This is a genomic window from Nocardiopsis sp. B62 (genome assembly GCF_018070675.1).
Classification (GTDB): Bacteria; Actinomycetota; Actinomycetes; order Streptosporangiales; family Streptosporangiaceae; genus Nocardiopsis; species Nocardiopsis prasina.
The window spans coordinates 84,567-102,892 of the sequence record NZ_JAGPXK010000019.1 but is presented as its reverse complement, the minus strand read 5'-3'; the positions used below and the strand labels follow the sequence as shown (position 1 = coordinate 102,892).

11 protein-coding genes are annotated in these 18,326 nt (G+C 72.7%); 4 read left to right on the top strand and 7 right to left on the bottom strand.

Annotation, left to right across the window (positions count from 1 at the left end; translation table 11 throughout):
* Positions 1–85 precede the first annotated feature (85 nt).
* The 4 genes from KBX21_RS19330 to cobT all read right to left on the bottom strand — a co-directional run bounded on the left by KBX21_RS19330 (position 86) and on the right by cobT (position 9,310).
* Positions 86–3,043 (bottom strand): GTPase, encoded by a 2,958-nt coding sequence (locus KBX21_RS19330; protein ID WP_210842786.1) that lies wholly within the window; start codon positions 3,041–3,043, stop codon positions 86–88.
* Complete coding sequence (locus KBX21_RS19325; RefSeq protein ID WP_210842779.1) at positions 3,040–4,932, bottom strand: dynamin family protein; 1,893 nt, start codon at positions 4,930–4,932, stop codon at positions 3,040–3,042. The genes KBX21_RS19330 and KBX21_RS19325 overlap by 4 nt, the downstream gene beginning before the upstream one ends.
* A 73-nt stretch (positions 4,933–5,005) precedes the next feature.
* On the bottom strand, positions 5,006–6,286 hold the full coding sequence (gene cobA / locus KBX21_RS19320; RefSeq protein ID WP_210842777.1) for a uroporphyrinogen-III C-methyltransferase: 1,281 nt from the start codon (positions 6,284–6,286) through the stop codon (positions 5,006–5,008).
* Positions 6,287–6,811: 525 nt separating this feature from the next.
* On the bottom strand, positions 6,812–9,310 hold the full coding sequence (gene cobT / locus KBX21_RS19315; RefSeq protein ID WP_210842776.1) for a nicotinate-nucleotide--dimethylbenzimidazole phosphoribosyltransferase: 2,499 nt from the start codon (positions 9,308–9,310) through the stop codon (positions 6,812–6,814).
* A 684-nt stretch (positions 9,311–9,994) separates the two neighbouring features.
* Here cobT and KBX21_RS19310 point away from each other — a divergent pair.
* Positions 9,995–11,125 (top strand): peptidoglycan recognition family protein, encoded by a 1,131-nt coding sequence (locus KBX21_RS19310; protein ID WP_210842775.1) that lies wholly within the window; start codon positions 9,995–9,997, stop codon positions 11,123–11,125.
* Between the two features lie 152 nt (positions 11,126–11,277).
* Complete coding sequence (locus KBX21_RS19305; RefSeq protein ID WP_049579869.1) at positions 11,278–11,895, top strand: GNAT family N-acetyltransferase; 618 nt, start codon at positions 11,278–11,280, stop codon at positions 11,893–11,895.
* A gap of 78 nt (positions 11,896–11,973) precedes the next feature.
* On the opposite strand, the gene KBX21_RS19300 is transcribed toward KBX21_RS19305, so the two are convergent.
* Positions 11,974–12,261, bottom strand: coding sequence for a DUF6504 family protein (locus KBX21_RS19300; RefSeq protein ID WP_049579872.1), 288 nt, complete (start codon positions 12,259–12,261; stop codon positions 11,974–11,976).
* Positions 12,262–12,790: 529 nt separating this feature from the next.
* Between KBX21_RS19300 and KBX21_RS19295 the strand changes: the two genes are divergently transcribed.
* The gene (locus tag KBX21_RS19295) at positions 12,791–15,244 is read left to right on the top strand and encodes a protein kinase (RefSeq protein ID WP_210842774.1); all 2,454 of its coding nucleotides are present in this window, start codon (positions 12,791–12,793) and stop codon (positions 15,242–15,244) included.
* A gap of 74 nt (positions 15,245–15,318) precedes the next feature.
* Positions 15,319–16,284: a quinone oxidoreductase gene (locus KBX21_RS19290; RefSeq protein ID WP_210842773.1), complete on the top strand. Its 966-nt coding sequence runs from the start codon at positions 15,319–15,321 to the stop codon at positions 16,282–16,284.
* A 208-nt stretch (positions 16,285–16,492) separates the two neighbouring features.
* On the opposite strand, the gene KBX21_RS19285 is transcribed toward KBX21_RS19290, so the two are convergent.
* Positions 16,493–17,578 (bottom strand): SPFH domain-containing protein, encoded by a 1,086-nt coding sequence (locus KBX21_RS19285; protein ID WP_210842772.1) that lies wholly within the window; start codon positions 17,576–17,578, stop codon positions 16,493–16,495.
* Between the two features lie 129 nt (positions 17,579–17,707).
* Complete coding sequence (locus tag KBX21_RS19280; protein WP_049577872.1) at positions 17,708–18,208, bottom strand: NfeD family protein; 501 nt, start codon at positions 18,206–18,208, stop codon at positions 17,708–17,710.
* Positions 18,209–18,326: the final 118 nt, after the last annotated feature.

Sequence of the window (18,326 nt, the reverse complement as noted above, 5' to 3'; positions counted from 1 at the left end):
GGGTTCGCCCCCGACCGGCCCTCCTTTGTCCAGCCGCCGCGGTCCGCGCCCCTTCCGGGGCCGACCGGCCCCGCGGGGCCGTGGCTCAGTCCTGGGTCCGCGCCACCTCGTAGGCGGCCCGGAAGGCCCGGTAGCGGGCGAGCTCCTCCTCCATCGGCGCCACGACCCGACGCCCGGCGATCTCCCGCACCCGCGTCTGAGCCGTGCGCTCCACCTCCTCGCGGCGCTGGACGGCGGCCACCTCCACGAGGTTCCCGCAGCCCACCCCGGTCAGCCAGCCCACCAACAGACCGGCCACGACCACGGCGCCCGCGTAGGCGACGAAGACGGGGTCGTCGAACATACGCAGCCCGGTGATGCCGCCGCCGAGCCAGCTCAGCAGGGACACCACGGCCCACGCGAACCCCGCCCCGGCCACCGCGAGCAGCACGTACTGCACGGTCCGGGCCATCCGCCACCACGACGGGCTGCGGTCGGGGTCACCGACCGCACCGGCGACCGCCTCACCGAGTTCGCCCGGCAGCTCGGAGACGCCACTGCGTGCGGCCGCGCGCATCCGGCGGCGCCACGGACCGGGCATCCCCTCGGACACCTCGTCGGCCGCCTCGCCCAGCGCGGTCTCGAGTTCGGCCTCGTGCGCGTCCACCGGTCCGCCCACGCCCGGCTCGTCCCGGCGCAGGAAGTCCAGCTGGACCGCGGCGAGCGGGTCCTTGCGCAGCTTGGCGGCGCGGCGGGCCACCGGCCAGCCGACCCTGCGCTTGCCCCGGCGCACGTCGTTGGTCTCGACGACGTCCGCGACGGCCGTGACCCCGGCCGCCTTGGCCAGCCCCTCCTGCACCTGGGACCGCACCTCGGCGGAGACCGTCGCGGGGACCTCGCCCTCGCCGTAGAACTCCTCGAAGGGGACGATCACCTGGTCCAGGTCCGCGACCAGGCGGTCGACCAGGGCCCGGCGCTCGACGACCGTCTCACCCAGGAACTCCCGCACCTCGCGGATGCCCTGATCGGTGACAGTGGAGGTGGTGATCACCCTCGGGTGCACACCGGACTCCGTCTCCAGGAGCCGGCGCAGGTCGGTGAGGAGCTCCTCCAGCTCGTCCGGAGCGACCCGGTCCACCTGGTTGAGAACGGCGACAGTGACCGCACCGTGCCCGGCCATCTTGGCCAGGTAGCGGTGGTGGACGGCGGCGTCGGCGTACTTCTGCGGGTCGAGCACCCACACGAGCAGGTCCACCGAGCCGATGAGCCGGTCGGCCTCGGCGGTGTGCATGCTGCGGACCGAGTCGTGGTCGGGCAGGTCGAGCAGGACCAGTCCGGTGAGCTCGGAGTTGCTGGTGTCCAGGACCCCGGTGCGCGAGTGGCGGTAGCGCGTGGGCACGCCCAGCCAGCTCAGGAGCGCGTCCGCGCCCTCGTGGCCCCACACACAGGCGTGGGCCTTGGAGGTGGTGGGGCGGGTGACGCCGGTCTGGGAGAGTTCGAGACCGCACAGGGCGTTGAACAGCGACGACTTGCCGCTCCCGGTGCCTCCGGCCAGGGCCACGACGGTGTGGTCCCCGGACAGGCGCAGGCGGGCACCGGCGTGGTCCAGCAGCTGGCTGGCCTGGCCGAGGACCTTCTCGGGAAGGTCGCCCTGACCGAGCTCAGTCAGGGTGTTCAAGGCGTCCAGGCGCTCGATGAGCTCGGCGCGGCTGGTGGTGCTGGTGGGTTGCCAGTGGTCACCGCTGGTGGGCCGGTACTCCTCGTCGTCCTCCTCCGGGGCGGTGCCCTCGGCGCTGGACGCGGAACCGGACGCGGGTTCGGCTGCGACGGTGTCGCCACCGATCGCCCGGAAGGCCCCCGAGACCGCTGAGGGTCCGGGAACCCGGCGGGGAAGGGGTTCGGGGCCGTCGTCGGCCGCCTCCTCCCCCTGCGGAACGTCGGTGGACTCGTCGACGGTGGGCTTGGCCGAGGTCTCCGAGGCGGCCGCGCGGGCGGCGCCCTCGTCGTCGAGGAGGTCGAACCCGGCGTCGGCAGTGCCAGGAGTGGCGGTCTCGCCCGGTTCCCCTCGCTCCTCCTCGGCATCGTCGGCGACGCTCTCGTCCTCGGGTCCGGGAACCCAGGTGGCGGTGGCGGGCTGGGCCACACCGGGGGTCGGACGGGAGGTGTGCGGACGTCGCGTCCCCTCCTGCCCGTCGGGCTGGTCCGGCTCGTCCCGCTCACGTTCTTCGGGGTCGTGACCGTCGCGATCACTGCCGACCCGGTCGCGTCTGCCGCGCCCGCGCTCGCCCTGCCCGCCCTCGGCCCGGTCCCGTCCGTTCTCGCCACGGCTGCGCTCACCCTGGTCCTCGGGGCGCTCGGTCTCCGGGGTGACCACCGGGAAACTTCCCGTGTGGCGTCCGGCGATGCGGGTGTCGTCGGCCGCCTCGGTGAGGCTGCCGACCCAGCCCGCGAGTCCGTCCGGGTCGTCGTCCTGGTCCGCGTCGCCCTGACGGCGTCGCTGCGCGGTCCCGTTCGCCTCCGTCCCCTCGGCCACCTGGGCGGAGGAGCGCGCGTGGCGTCCGAACCTGCGCTGGCGGGCCCCGGCCGACTCGGCGGACTCGGGGCGCGAGTCGGTGGGCACGGTGCCGTCGTCGGCCCCGGCCCCCTCTTCGTCCGCGCCCTCGTCGGGCACCGCCCTCTGGGTCGCGCCCTGAGCCGCCCCGGTCCCGGACGGGTCGGGGTAGCCGGTAATCCCGTCGTAGGCGGGTGGGTCGTAGGCGGAGTTCTCCTCCGCTGCCCGTTCCCGCTCCTCGGCGTGCTCGGGGTGCTCGGGCACCGGCATCGTGTAGCCGCGCCAGGGTCCGCTCTGGTAGGGAGCGGGTTCCTCGGCTCCGGCGGACCGGTCCGGGTCCGGCGACGACGTCGCGGGGGCGTCGTTCCAGGGGCTCGCGGCGGAACCCCGTGCGGCTGCGCCGCGCTCCTCCGAACCCCGCCCGGCGGGCGCGGGCTCGCGCTCCGCGCCCTCGGCTCGGTTCCGGTCCGGACCGGCGTCACCCGCGTGCGCGGGGTTCCACTGAGTTGTCATCGTGCGATCTCAAGGTTGTACGTGGCCTGATAGAGCTGGACGGCGGTGTCGTCGGACGGGATGCCCGCCTTGGACAGGGCGTGGTCGAAGGGCACGCGCTCGTGGGAGAGCAGCCCGAGGACCCGCTGGCGCAGGTCCTCCCTCGCGGACCCGCCGATGCTGCGCAACGACTGGGCGCCGAACAGCCCCTTGAGCAGGCGCTGTGGGGACGGACCGGAGGTGTCGGCCACGTGGGCGCCGCCTCCGGAGTGGGATCGTTCGTAGCCGAGCAGGTCGATGATCATGACCAGCGCGACGACGTCGTGGTCGAAGGTGACGAACCGGGCCACCGACCGCTTGGTGGCGCCGTTGGCCGCGGTCATCTCCGCGATCCCGCGCTGCCACTCGGCGATCTCCTGGCGGACCTGTTTGGCGAGCATTCCCCTGCCGGGCTGGTCGAGGGCCTGGTCAGCCAGTTCGCCCCCGCCGGGGACGTCCCGCCACTGCTCCTCGATCCGGTCCCAGGCGCGGTCGTTGGCGGAGACCACCAGGGCCTCCAGGGAGTCGCGGACGGCGCGTTCCAGGGCGCTGACCCGCTGGCCCCGCTCGGCCTGTTCGGCGCGGCCCTTGCGGGACTTCTTGCCGCGCAGGCGCAGGCTCCTGGCGAGCTCTCCGCTGGCCGCGACCTCCTGCCACCGGGCAAGGAGGGAGCCGCGCAGCAGTGAGCCGTTTCCCAGGGCGGTGTCGATCCGGTCGATCGCGCCGACGTAGGCGTCGTCGACGGAGGCGCCCAGAGTGCGCCCGGTCTCGATCTGTGCCTCGACCTGGCGGGCCAGCTCGGGGACACGGGTGCGGAAGCTGTCGATGACCCCGATGAAGGTGCGCCGGGACACCCGGTCGCGCTGCTCGGCCTCACCGGCCACGTCCGCCAGGTACTCGCGGATGTGGTCGGCGACGTTGGAGGTGAAGCGCTCGCCCTCGATCTGGTCGGTCTCGGGGATGGCGAAGCGGGCGGCGGCGCCCAGACCGTTGGCCTCCAGCATGGCGCCGAAGTGGTCCAGGAGCTGGCGGCGTCCCTTGCGGGGCACGCGGGAGAGCACGACGGCCAACGAGGTGTCGCGGTCCCGGGCCACCTGGAGGAACTCCCACACGCGGGCGTCCGCGTACCGGCCGGAGGTGGTGACGAACACCCACAGGTCGGCGGCGTCCAGGAACTTGGCGGCGAACTCGTGGTGGGCGGCGACGGCGGAGTCGACGTCGGGGGTGTCGAGCAGGGCCACACCCGGGGGCATGGCCTCGGTCGCGGCGAGCACCAGCATGCCGTCCTTGCCGGGCATGGCCAGACCCTGCTGACGCACGCGGGGCAGGGACGGGATGAAGGACGCCTCGCTGAACCAGTCGACGTCGGCCGGGTTGCAGGCCAGCACCGGGCTGTTGGTGGTGGGCCTGCGTACGCCGGTGGTGGTGACCTGCTCGCCGACCAGGCTGTTGACCAGGGTCGACTTCCCCGCGCCGGTGGAGCCGGCGACGGCGATGAGCAGGGGGATGTCGGGGCGGCGCACGCGGGGCAGCACGTAGTCGGAGAGCTGGGCCAGGACGTCGGCCTGGAGGGCCTGCCCGTCCTCGGCTCCGGCCAGTCCCTCGGCGAACTCCAGGTCCCGGATCTGCTTGCGCAGGGACTCCAGTACCTGTTCGAAGCGGTCGTCCTCGTTGGTGGGGGCGCGGTGCTTGGCGGGCCTCACGGGCACGGGGACGGTGGGTCCCCGGCGTTCGCTGTCGGGGACTCCGGCCAGCGGGGCGGATGCGGAGCCCGGTGCGGCGGGCTGGGCGGAGGCGGCGTCCGGTCCGGTTCCGAACCGGTCCGAGGCACCCTCGCCCGAGGCGTTCGGTGCGGCCGACGGCCGGGTCATGATCGGTATGCCCTCCTCATCGGTACTGGGAAATCCCCCGTCGGCGCGGCTCTCGCTCACCGTCGTGGGGGTCTCACTGGAGATCGCGCCCGGTTGCCAGTCGATCGGTCTCGAACTGGACTCCCGTGTGCAGTATGTCAAGATCCCGCGCAGTTTTGACCACTTCTCCGATGATCACCACGGCGGGGGGCCGCACTTGGGCTGATCGGACCGAGGCGGCGATGTCCGCCAGCGTACCCGTCACCGTTCGCTGACCCGGCAGCGTGGCCTCCTGGACCACGGCGACGGGTGTGTCCGGGGAGCGCCCGTGCTCGACGAGGGCGTCCGCGATGGCCTCGATGCGCTGCACCCCCATGAGGACGACCAGCGTCCCACCCGCCCTGGCCAGCCCGGCCCAGTCCACAGTGGAGCGGGCGTCGTCGGGGGCGACGTGCGCGGAGACGATGTGCACGTCCTGGGCCACACCCCGATGGGTGGCGGGGATGCCGGCGCTCGCCGGTCCGGCGAGGGCGCTGGTCACACCGGGGACGGCGATCACGGGAACACCGGCGGCGGCGCAGGCGGCGGCCTCCTCACCGCCCCGGCCGAAGAGGAAGGGGTCACCGCCCTTGAGCCGGACTACGAACCTGCCTTCGCGGGCCCGCTCGACGAGGACGGAATTGATGTCGTCCTGTGTCATCGAACGCCCGTAGGGGATCTTGGAGGCGTCCACGATCTCGACCTCCGAGGGGAGGCGGTCCAGGAGCGGGGTCGGGGCGAGGCGGTCCACCACCACGACGTCGGCCTGGGAGAGCAACTGCTGGCCGCGCACCGTGATGAGCCCGGGATCGCCGGGGCCGCCGCCGACGAGGGCGACGCCGCGCAGGCGCTCGCGACCGCGCCTGGCGTCCAGGGTGCCGTCGGCCAGACCGTCGACGACCGCGTCGCGCAACCCGGCGGAGCGACGGGGGTCACCCGAGGCGACGACGCCCACGGTGACGCCGTTGGCGGAGCCGCTGGCCGGGGTCCAGGCGGAGGAGGAGTGGCGGTCGTCGGCGCGAACGCACCAGATGCGGGACGCCTCGGCCTCCTCGGCGATCGCCGCGTTTGCCTCCGGGGAGTCCGTGGCAGCGTGCACCAGCCAGTAGGCCGGGGCGTCGGGGCCGCTGACGTCACCCGGCCCCCAGGAGCGGCGGAGCCAGGTGAGGCGCCCGGCGTCGGCGAGGTCCTCCAGCGCAGCTGACACCTCGGGGGCGAGGAGGGTGACGCGGGCACCGGCCTCCAGCAGGACGGGGACCCGGCGTTGGGCCACCCTCCCGCCTCCGACGACGAGGACGTCGCGGTCCCGCATGCGCAGGCCCAGGAGATAGGTCACGGATCGCACCCTTTCGGTCGTCCGCACCGGCCCCCGGCTCCGTCGACGGGGTGCGCGCGCGGACGGGCCCGGCGCGCCGCCAGCGATGTTCGGTGTTGGCTCCAAAGTAGCCTGCCAACGCGGCATCACGTGGAGGTAAAGGGGCGGGGGCGGACCGGCGTGACGCGCGCCGCATCGGGCCGCCCCAGCCCGCCTCAGGGTGTGTGGGCGGGCACGGCCTCTCGGGAGGCCCCCGGAGTCCGGAAGACCCAACCGGCCTCGTGAGGGCCCCGTCGCGGCGGTCTCCGGGACCGCGATGCACCGGCCCGGGCACGCGTCACGCCCTCGCATGGCCCTGCGAGGGCGTCATCCACGCCGACCGCCCCACGGGCACTGGCCCTGGCACTGGCACTGCTACGCGTAACAGGTCGGATGATCCCGACGGCAGGGGACCCCGCCCACCTCCTCGGTGGCGGGGTCCCCTGCCGTCGTCTTCCCGAGCCCGTGCGGGGGTCAGCACCCACGGGTGGCCCGCGCCCGGTCAGTTCACTGGCCGGTGGTCACACCAGCGGTGTCGAAGGTGGCGACGTTGCGCAGCGCGCGCACCGCACCCTGGAGCATCGGCAGCGCGAGCAGCGCCCCGGAGCCCTCACCCAGGCGCATCTCGAGATCGATCAGCGGTGTGAGGCCGAGGTGATCCAGGGCGATCGCGTGACCGGGTTCGGTGGAGCGGTGCCCGGCGAAGCAGGCGCTCAGGGAGTCCGGCGAGATCGCGGCGGCCGCGAGCGCGGCGGAACCGGCGATCACGCCGTCCAGGAGCACCGGCACCCGCAGCGCCGCCCCGCCCAGGACGAACCCGGCCAGTGCGGCGTGCTCCAGGCCGCCGAGCGCGGCGAGGGTTCCGATCGGGTCCGCCTCGTCCACGGGGTTGGCCTTCAGCGCCTGGCGCACGGCCTCCACCTTGCGCTCATAGGTGGCGTCGTCCGCGCCGGTCCCCCGGCCGGTCGCCGTGGCGGGGTCCGCTCCGGTGAACGCGCAGACCAGAGCGGCGGCCGGGGTCGTGTTGCCGATCCCCATGTCGCCGGTGACCAGGCAGCGGTTTCCCGCCGACACCAGGTCGCGGGCGATCTCGATGCCCGCCTCCAGTGCCTGGAGCGCCTGGTCCCGGGTCATCGCCGGGCCCTGGGTGAAGTCGGCGGTCCCCCGAGCGACCTTGCGCGGCAGCAGGCCGGTGCCGCCCGCCAGGTCCCCGACCACACCGACGTCCACGACGGTCACCTCGGCGCCCACCTGCTCGGCGAAGGCGTTGACCACGGCCCCGCCGTCCAGGAAGTTGCGCACCATCTGCGCGGTGACCTCCTGCGGCCAGGCGGTCACACCCTGGGCGTACACCCCGTGGTCACCGGCGAAGACCGCCACGGCCGCGGGCTCGGGCACCGGCGGCGGGCACTCCCCCGCCAGCCCGGCGAGCCGCACCGAGACGTCCTCCAGGACTCCGAGGGAACCGCGCGGCTTGGTCATGCGGTCCTGTCGGTCCCTGGCCTCCTCCACGGCTCGGGCGTTGGGCGCTCCGATGGCGGTGATGGTCTCCTCCAGCAGGGTGGTCGGCTCCTGGCCGGGCAGACCTCGGCGCCCGTAGCGGTCGCGGTGCACGGCCCAGGACAGGGGGCGTCCCCTGGCCCAGCCAACGAGGCTGAGTTCGGGTTCGGTGGGGAAGTCCTCGACGTAGCCGACGCACAGGTACGCGACGAGTTCGAGGTGGGAGGGGAGTTCGAGGACGCTGGCCGCGTCGCGTTCGTCGGTGAAGGCGACCCAGCCGACGCCGAGCCCCTCCGCCCGGGCCGCCAGCCACAGGTTCTCCACGGCGAGCGCGGCCGAGTAGGAGGCGGGCTTGGAGTGCCGACCGGGGCTGTGCGGTCCGCGGCTGGGGTCGACGGTGACCGCGATGTTGATCGGGCTCTCCAGCACCGCCTCGACCTTGAGCCCGGAGAACGCCTGCGCGCGGGTGCCCGGCCGGGTGTGGCCCTGGGCGTCGCGCTGGGTCTGGGCGAGGTCACGAACCCGGGCCCGGATCTCGGGGTCGTCGATGACCAGGAAGTCCCACGGCTGCGTGTGCCCCACACTGGGCGCCTGGTGGGCCGCCTCCAGGACTCGGGTGAGGATGTCGGTGGGGACCGGCTCGGGCAGGAACCCGGCACGGACGTCCCGGCGATCGCGGATGGCCCGGTAGACGGCGGCGCGCTCGGCGTCGTCGAAGGCGTGGCCCGCGTCGCTCCAGACGTCGTCACCGGGTGTTTCCGGGACTTCCCGGGCCCCCGCGGCGCTCTGTGCCTCGGCGTTGAGCGCCTCGCGGGCCGCCTGGATGGCGGGGACCAGGGCCGGCGCCGGCGCCCCCTGTGGTTCCTCCGGTTCGGTCCGCTGGCGCGGACCCGGGTGCTGCGGTACCTCCAAGGGTGCCGCTGCTTCGTGTGCGTGCACGGTGTCGCTCTGCTTCGGGTCGGTGGCCGGACGGTTCTCGTCCGCTTGGCCGGGGTTCGTGGTGGGTTCTGGCAGCTCGGGCTCGGTCCGCGGGGACTCGGGGGTCGCGGGTTCGGGCTGGGCGGCCGGGGCCGGGGAAGGGGCCGGGGAAGGGTGTTCGGGTTGCGCGGGACCGGGGTGGCGGTTGCCCGAACGGAAGGGGATGACGTTGAACCGGGGATCGCGCTCGGGGGCGACGGAGGGCTCGTACGTGTGCGCGGGCGTGTGTTGGGCCCGGGGTTCCGGATGCGCCTGCTGCCTGGTCTGCTGCGGCCGAGTGGTGAAGGCCGTGGGCGCGGGCTCGGCTGCGGAGTGTCCGGACGGGGGTGGGGGCTCCGACCCCGGGGACGTGCTCCGGAAGGGGTTGTACGGCGGCGCAGGGGGTCTGGGTTCGCGCGCCTGCGCACCCTTGCCGCTCTCGGGCAGTCCGTCCAGGAGTCCGCCGAGGCCGGGCACGGGTCCGCTGCCCCGTTGCCACGCGCCCTCCTGCTCACCGCGACGGGATTCCTCGCGGTCGTCGTTGGTCATGATCGCTCCCCGAAGAAGAGAAGAGAAGAAGAGGTCTGTGAGCTGCCCGGTTCCACCTGGTCCGTTAGGGATTCGGACCAGCGTAGTCCGCGGCGGTCATGCCGCTCGCACGGGTCCCCCCGACCCGGAACGGCTCGCCCCAGCGGAAGTGCCGGGGTCCTCAAGTCACCATCAACTGTGCCAGAGAAGGCGTGGGGACGGGCTGTGTACGGGAGTCCCGGACGGGAACCGGAGGGGGTTCGCGCCCGGTTCGCGGCCCTACGTCACCCCGTGGAGGCACGGCACGGGGCCCCGGAGGCCTACTCGGCAACACCCTAGTAACCCCAACTGAACAGGGGAAACGACGGGCACGAAGGAGCATACACACCACGCAATCTCGCTGTGCGACCAGTCGAACACCCTCCGTACATTTTCTGGTTCTCAGATCCACGTATCGGCCCAGGGGAGGGCTTTCGGCTCGTCCCGGGAGCGGGTTGCGGCCAGGACCGGACCTCGACCCGCTCCCGTCCACCTCCTTGAGCCCAGGGGACCACCAGGGGGCGGAGCGGGCTGTGGGCTTCGGCCTGGGCCGGTCCCGCCTCGCAAGCGCGTCGAACGCCGTGCGACACGGCCCTGTGGCACTCTTTGCCGGTACCCGAACACCCCTGATCCCGGTACCCACCCCCAAACGGAACGGAACTCGCCATGCGACGGCGTCACTTCCTCGCCGGTGCCACCACCGTGACCGGCCTCTCCGCGTTCGCCCCCGCGCTGCTCGCCTCCGCCACCGCCTCCGCACGGACCACTGGGGAGTCCTCCGCCGCCCTGACGGCGCCCAGGATCCTCAGCGAACCGGCCGACGCCACCGGTGCCATCGTCCGCCCAAAGCGCCGCTTCGACCTCGTCTCCGCCACCCAGGCGCCCGACGCCGTCTCCGAGAACGCCGCGGTGCGCTTCGAGACCGCGGAGGGACTGGGCGGCTGGCAGGACCTGCACTTCCACACGGCCGGACCCGAGCACCTGCCTCCCTCGGCCTCGGCCATGGCGCGCGCCCCCGAGGGAGCGACCGGCTACGAGGTGCGCGGCGCGGACGGCGCCGACCTGACCGCCCTGAACCTGCACGACGGTGAGGAGCTGCGGCTCGGCGGACAGGAGCGGGTGTCGCTCTCCGCCGAGGACGAGGGGGTCACCACCCTCTCCGGCGGTTCCGTCCTGCGGGTGCGCACCCGGGCGGGGTGGGGCGCCGACGAGTCGCTGCGCTTCGACGAGGACGGCAACGACCTCTGGGCCGCCCAGTTCCACCCGGTTCAGGCGCTGACCGTGCACCACACGGCGATGGCGACCACGGACGACCACTCGGCGGACGTGCGCGCCGTCTACCACCTGCACGCCGTTCAGCAGGAGTGGGGCGACGTCGGCTACCACCTGCTGATCGACCCCGAGGGCGGGATCTACGAGGGTCGCCACTCGGGTGGCGGCCTCCCGATCTTCCGAGGGGTCCCCCTGCCGGGCCTGGCGGAGTCGGTGACGGCCGGCCACGCGTTCGGGTTCAACCACGGCAACATCGGCGTGTGCCTGCTCGGCGACTTCACCCACGAGCTGCCGACGCAGGCGGCCCAGGACTCGCTGGTGGACGTCCTGCGGGTCCTGTGCGCCCTCACCGGCGTGGACGCGGCCGAGCGGATCGAGTACGTGCACCCGGACACCGGTGCGGCGACCGAGCAGGAGGCGGTGGCCCGACACCGGGACTGGCTCCAGACCGAGTGTCCGGGCAACACCTTCTCCGAGGTGTTCGACACGGTCATCCGCCAGAGGGTCGTCAACGGTCTGCTCTGAACCCCGTGGCGGTGGGGCGTTCCGGCACCCCACCGCCGGGACGAGCAGGGGTGCGGGTTGACGGAACCCGGTTCCACACGCCCGTGTGACGCCGTATCTTGATCGGTGCCCGGAACCACCCGGCGGTTCGTACGCACAGGGGGAACACACGCATGGCCACAGTCCAGAGCGCTCCGATCATGCCCGCGGTCATCCTGGAGACCGAGCGCCTGCGCCTGCGATCCCTGCTCGAACACGACATCGACGACGTGCACGCCTCGTGCGTGGACCCCGAGCTCCAGCGGTGGATTCCGCTGCCCGCGCCCGGGCTGCCCTACACCCGGGAGTCGGCGGAGCACTTCTGTCTGAACGTCGCCCCGGCCATCCGGACCGGCGGCGACGGCCAGCACTGGGCCGTGGTGGACAGGGCGACGGGCCGGTTCACCGGTTCCGTGGCGCTGCTGCGCACGCAGTGGGCCGCCATGGTCACCGAGATCGGTTACTGGATCTCGCCGTGGGGCCGTGGCCGTGGGTTGGCCACCGAGGCGGTCGTGGCCGTGTCCCGGTGGGCCCTCGGGCAGGGTTTCCAGCGGGTGGAGCTCAAGGCCGCCACGGGCAACACCGGTTCGTGCCGGGTGGCCGAGGCCGCCGGTTTCGTCCGCGAGGGCACCGACCGCAACGCGATGCCCCTGCACGAGGGCAGGTCGGACCTGGCCTCGTTCGGCCTCGTCCCGGGCGATGTCGGCCGTGGCCCGGGGCTGCTTCCCCTTCCCGACCGGGTCGGGCCGTGACGGCCACCGCCCCGAGCCCCCGACCACCGGTGGCCCCCGGTTCCCCGACGCGACCGCGGTGGCTCCAGCGGTCTGCGCTCAGCCCCACACCCGGCTGAGCGACCACTCGCCGGTGGAGGTGTCGTGCCGGAGCTCGTACACACCCTGCGCGTAGGCCGAACCCGCCTCCACCCGCCAGTGTCCGCGTTCGGGCACCTGGGAACCCGCGCCGGGGGTCCAGTCGCGGCGCAGCGTGACCCAGTGGTCGATGATCCTGCGTATGCCGTACACCCGGCCCTCCCAGGTGAAACGGGTGGGTCGGCCCTCGTCCTCGACGACCGCGACCTTCGCCCCGAAGTACCGTCCCACGACAGTTCCCCCCACCATCGACCGACTCCTCCTGCTGGTGTCCGGCCGTGTACGAGCGCACACCGCCGGAAGGGCCCACCCGTGGGGAAGTACGGCCAGGCATTCGAACAAGTATTCGAATCCTATCGAAAGCGGTGCTTCCTTGGAACTGTTTGCGCGTTCTCGACATCACCTCGGGTAGCACCTGCACGGCCCGTGAGCTCCGCCGCCTGGTCGGCGCCCGGCAGGCGCGCTCATCCGTGTCCCTGACCGAACGTCCCTCGACAACCTCGGCCGGTCCCCTCCGGCCGCGTACCGCCGATCCGACCGACGGTCGGCCCGCCTCTTCGGGAGCCTTCGGCTGGACGCGCCCGGCTGGGGCTGACCGCCACCTCCCGCCCCCGAGCCCCGCCCCCGCCCGGTGCACCGCCCACGACAGCTCGAATCGGCCCAGTTCCGGCCCGCTTCAACGCCCGGAACGGCCGGGACAACCGGAACGCGCACGGCGTGTCGAGATCGGTACGCTGATACGCGCGAATCACACGATCCATACAAGGGACCCCCAACTGTGACGTCCAACGGACACGAAAGCGGTAAACCCCTGCGCGCAGGCGATCCGCGCGAACTCGACGGCTATCGGATCGTCGGCCGCCTGGGACGCGGTGGTATGGGCACCGTGTACCTGGCCAGGGACGCCGCCGACCGTTCCGTGGCCGTCAAACTGATCCACCCCGACCTGGCCGACGACGAGTCCTTCCGGCTGCGGTTCGCCCGCGAGGTCGCCTCCGCCCGCCGGGTCGCCCGCTTCTCCACCGCCGGAGTCATCGACGCCCGGTTGGAGGGCGAACCCCTCTTCATCGTCTCGGAGTACGTGCCCGGGCCCAACCTGGACCAGGCGGTCCGTGGCGGCGAACCGATGCGCGGCGGAACCCTGGACGGTCTGGCCATGGGTGTGGCGGCGGCGTTGACGGCGATCCACGGTTCGGGGATCGTGCACCGGGACCTCAAGCCCGCCAACGTCCTGTTGTCTCCCGTCGGCCCGAAGGTGATCGACTTCGGGATCGCCCGCGCCTTGGACGACTCCGGCGGTGCGGTCACCCGGTCCAGCCAGCTCATGGGCACCCCCTCCTACATGGCGCCCGAACTGATCCTGGGAGAACAGGCCACGGCGGCGGCCGACGTCTTCGCATGGGGCTGCCTGGTGGCCTTCGCGGGGACCGGCCGTGCGCCCTTCGACGCGGGCACCGTCCCCGCGGTGCTGCACAACATCTCCACCGCGCCGCCCAAGCTGGACGGGCTCGACCCGAGCCTGTTGGACCTGGTCGGGGCAGCGCTGGACAAGAAGCCGGAGAACCGCCCCACGTCCAAGCAACTGCTGGCCCGCCTGACCGGCCAGCAGGAGCCGGGAGAGGCGGAGGTACGGCGCACGATCAGCACCTCGTGGGCTCCGCCGAGCAGCACCCCGGTGCCCGGCCGACCTCCGGAGCCCACCGAGCCCGTGCTTCAGGACCAGGTACCGGTCGAGGACGCCACCACGCCGGTGGAGGCGCCGCCGGAGGGTCGGCCCACGGTCCCCGCCGCGGGCGCCGGGCCACAGGGCCCGCCCGCACCGGACCCGACGGAGCCCGTCACCCCGCCGCAGGGGCAGCCCTCGGAGCCTCGGTCGAGCTCGGCTCCGCCCCAGAATCATCTCCAGGCCCCGCATCAGCCCCACCAGGACCCTCGGTTCTCCACGCCCCATCAGGCCCAGCCGAACCAGCAGACGCCGCCCCACCAGGACCAGTTCCAGCAGCCCCCGCATCAGCAGACGCGGTTCCAGCAGCCCCCGTTCCAGCAGTCGGTACCGCCCGCCGAGCACGTCCAGCGGTACCCCCAGGGCCACCTCCCCCAGTTCCAGAGCCCGCCGTCCGGTCCGCAGCAGGGCGGCTACGGCCACCACCCGTCGGGAGCAGGGGCCCATTCCGGACCGAGCGGTGGACACTCCCCGATCAGCGGCCCGCAGCAGCACCACCCCGGGTACCCGCCCGTGGCCCAGGGTGGGTACGGCCCGAACCAGCACCACCAGCCCCCGGGCGGGAACTCGCCCCACGAGGTGCCCGGCGGCCCCGGCGCCCCCAACGGTCCGCACGGCCCCAACGGCCCCCAAGGGCCCGGGCAGTCCCCGGGGTCGCCCAACGGCGGGAAACCAGGCGGTCGTCGCAGGCTGATGCTCATCGGCGGCGCAGCCCTCGTCGTCGTCCTCGTCGCGGGGGTGGGCGCCACCGTCCTGTTCTCCGGCTCGGACGATCCGCCCGAGGACACCACCAGCATCTACGTCACGGACTTCGCCACCGACCCCGGTTGGTCCGAAACCCGCACCTTCCACCCCGAGGACCCCGAGTACTCGGACGGCTACTGGGCCGAGCAGAACGCCGTGGTGTTCCAGCTCGACCCCACCCTCAACGACTCCCGGGGCACGATCGTCCCCTACGACAGGCAGACCCCGGACCGCGTCCTCATCAGCACCAACCTGGTTCCGCTGGAAGGCCCCGCCGAGACCAGCTTCGGCGTGCGCTGCTGGGACCAGGCGGGCGAGGACGAACGCACCATGTACGAGGCGCTCCTGCGCTTCGACGGAGCCCAGGCGCAGATCCGTCGGGTGACTGAGGAGAGCGGGGACACCGCGATCGCCGAGACCTCGGAGGTCAGGGGGTTCGAGCCCTTCGACCTCCTCGACGAGGAGTCCGGGGTCGAGGGGTTGCCCTACGACGTCGACGTGGACGACCTGGTCACCAACAACCTCAAGCTCGCCTGCGAGTACGTGGCCGAGGACGGCGAGGACCCGTACATCGACCTGCGCATGTGGGTCAACGACGAACTCGTGCTCTCCGCCACCGACCAGCAGCCGCTGCCCGACGACGGCGACCTCGACGACGAGGAGCGGCGGAGGGTCGGCGTGGTCATGCGCCCCGGCCCGGGCACCGAACCGATCGCCGCGCTCTACACGGACTACGCTCTGCACAGGATCAACGTCGACGACTGAACCGGGACTCCGAGGCAGGCGGAAGGCCGCGCCCCGGCCCCGGTGGCGGCCCCCATCACCCACCGAGGAGAACCATGCGCGCGATCGTCATCGAGGAGCACGGCGGACCCGAGGTCCTGCGGTTGACCGAGACCGAGGCCCCCGTACCGGGCCCGGGCGAGGCACTCGTGGACGTCGAGGCCCGAGGCGTCAACTTCATCGACGTCTACCAGCGCTCGGGTGCCTACAAGGTCCCGCTCCCCTACGTCCCCGGAATGGAGGCGGCCGGGACGGTCGCCGCGTTGGGCGAGGGAGTCACGGACCTGCGGGTCGGTCAGAGGGTCGGCTGGGCGATGGCCCCGGGCGGGTACGCGGACCAGGCCGTGGTCAGTGCCGCCCTGCTCGTCCCGGTGCCCGACGCCGTCAGCACGGAACAGGCCGCCGCGCTCATGCTCCAGGGCATGACCGCCCACTACCTCACCCACTCGGTGCACCCGGTGGCCGAGGGCGAGACCGTGCTGGTGCACGCCGCCGCGGGCGGCACCGGGCTGCTCATCACCCAGTTGGCCAAGGCGCGCGGCGCGCGGGTGATCGGCACCGTGTCCACCGACGAGAAGGAGCGGATCGCCCTGGAGGCGGGCGCGGACGAGATCATCCGGTACACGCGGACCCCGGTGGCCCCGGCCGTTCGCGAGCTCACCGGCGGCGAGGGCGTGGCTGCGGTCTACGACGGGGTCGGCCGCGACACGTTCGACGCCAGTCTGGACTCGCTGCGTCCGCGCGGAGTCCTGGCCCTGTTCGGACAGTCCAGCGGCGCGGTGGAGCCGGTCGACCCTCAGCGGCTCAACAGCGCGGGCGCCGTGTACCTGGCCCGGCCGTCGCTCGCCTACTTCGTAGCCGACAGGCAGGAGCTCCTGGGGCGGGCGGGCGACCTGTTCGGGCTGGTGGGGACGGGCGCTCTGGACGTGCGTATCGGCGGCCGGTACGAGCTGGGCCAGGCGGGCGAAGCACAGGCCGACCTCGCCTCGCGGAGCACCACCGGCAAGCTGCTGCTGGTCTGAGCCCCGCCCCGCCCGGGTTTCCCGGACGGGACACTGCGAGGACCGGTCGTAGACCGGCCCCACTCGTGGGACGGAGGCGGATCCCCGGTTCGGGGCCCGCCTGCGTCCGGCTGATCACTCGTGGGTCGGCGGTTCCCGGACCGGCCGGGCGTCGCCTCGTGACACCGTCACGGTTCGACGCCCACCCGGCCGGTCTCCTCCCCCCGGCTCAGCCCTCGTCGTCGGACTCCGGTGGCGACCCCATACGCGCACCGGCCCTTCGGACGTCGTCCCGCGCGTCGGCGACGGCCTGCTCTGCGGCCTGGGCCGCCTCCTGCGCGGCCTGCGCGGCGTCGGACGACTGGGCCGGGTCGGGGCCGGTGATCTGCGCCGGTCCCGACTCCCCCTCCCCACCCTGCTCCTTGGTGGTGGAGGGCACGCTCCGGGCGGCGTCCCCGGCGAAGGCGTGGCTCACGTTCTTGACCGCCTCGGTCAGCTCACCCGGGATCACCCAGAAGGTGTTGCCCTCGCCCTCGGCCAGGCTCGGCAGCGTCTCCAGGTACTTGTAGGCGAGCACCTTGGCGTCGGCGTTGTTGGAGTGAACGGCCTGGAAGACGCGTTCGATCGCCTTGGCCTCACCGTCAGCCCGCAGGATGGCCGCCTGCTGGTCACCCTGGGCCTCCAGGATGGCCTGCTGGCGGGCGCCCTCCGCCTTGAGGATGCGGGACTGCCGCTCACCCTCGGCGTGCAGGATGGCCGCGCGCTTGTCGCGGTCGGCCCGCATCTGCTTCTCCATCGCCTCCTTGATGGTGGGCGGCGGGTCGATCGCCTTGATCTCGACCCTGTTGATGCGGATGCCCCACTTGCCGGTGGTCTCGTCCAGGACTCCGCGCAGCCGGGTGTTGATCTCCTCGCGGGAGGTCAGCGTCTTCTCGAGGTCCATGGAGCCGATGACGTTACGCAGCGTGGTGACGGTGAGCTGGTCTATGGCCTGGATGTAGTTGGCCACCTCGTAGGCGGCGGCCCTGGGCTGGGTCACCTGGTAGTAGAGGACGGTGTCGATGTTGACGACGAGGTTGTCCTCGGTGATGACCGGTTGCGGGCGCGAGCTGAAGACCTGTTCACGCAGGTCGAACTTGGAGTTGACCCGGTCCACTCCCGGGATGATGAAGTTCAGTCCCGGGTCCAGGGTGCGGATGTAGCGCCCGAAGCGCTCGATGTTGTAGGCGCGTGCCTGCGGGACGATCCGGATCGCCGACAGGGCGACGGCTACCAGCAGGACGGCGAGGATGATGAGCGGTATCGCAGATTCCATGTTCCGCACCTCGGTCCGGGGATGTGGCTGTGTTGGGTCTGTTCCGTTGTTCGGTTGGAGTGCTGACGCCGAACGCGCCCGCCCGGGTGGCGGGTTCACCGGAGGGGCTTCGTGCCGCTCCGGCGCCGCTCAGTCCTGGTCCGGACGGTTCTGTTCGGGCAGTTCGGGTGGTTCGGGTGGTTCAAGTGGTCCCGGGAGCGCCTCACGCGGGTAGACGACGGCGGTCGCGCCGTCGATCTCCATGACGTCGACGTGCGCCCCCACCGGGATCACCAGGTCCTCGTCGAGACAGCGTGCCGACCACTCCTCTCCTTGGAGCTTGACCCTTCCGCTGTCAGCGTCCACCTTCTGGAGCACGACGCCGGAGCGGCCCACCAGCGCGGCCGTGCCGGAACGGACGTCCGGTCCGCGCTTGAGCTGACGGTCCATGATCGGTTTGACCAGGATCAGCCCGGCGGCGGACGCGGCCGCGAAACCGATGATCTGCACGACCACCGGGAGTCCGATGGCGCCGAGGATCCCGGCGACCAGCGCGGCCGCCGCCAGGAGTCCCAGCACGAAGGTCAGGGTGAGGAACTCGGCGACCCCGAGGGCGGCCGCGAGAATGATCCAGATCAGCCAGACAGGCATTTTCCTGTGGCCCTCCCGCTGTGGTTTCGGGTAGTCCTTAAGCTACCCACACATACCCGGCGCACCACAAGATCCCGGCAACAGATGCACGAATCGCGGCCCGCGACACCCCCGTCGC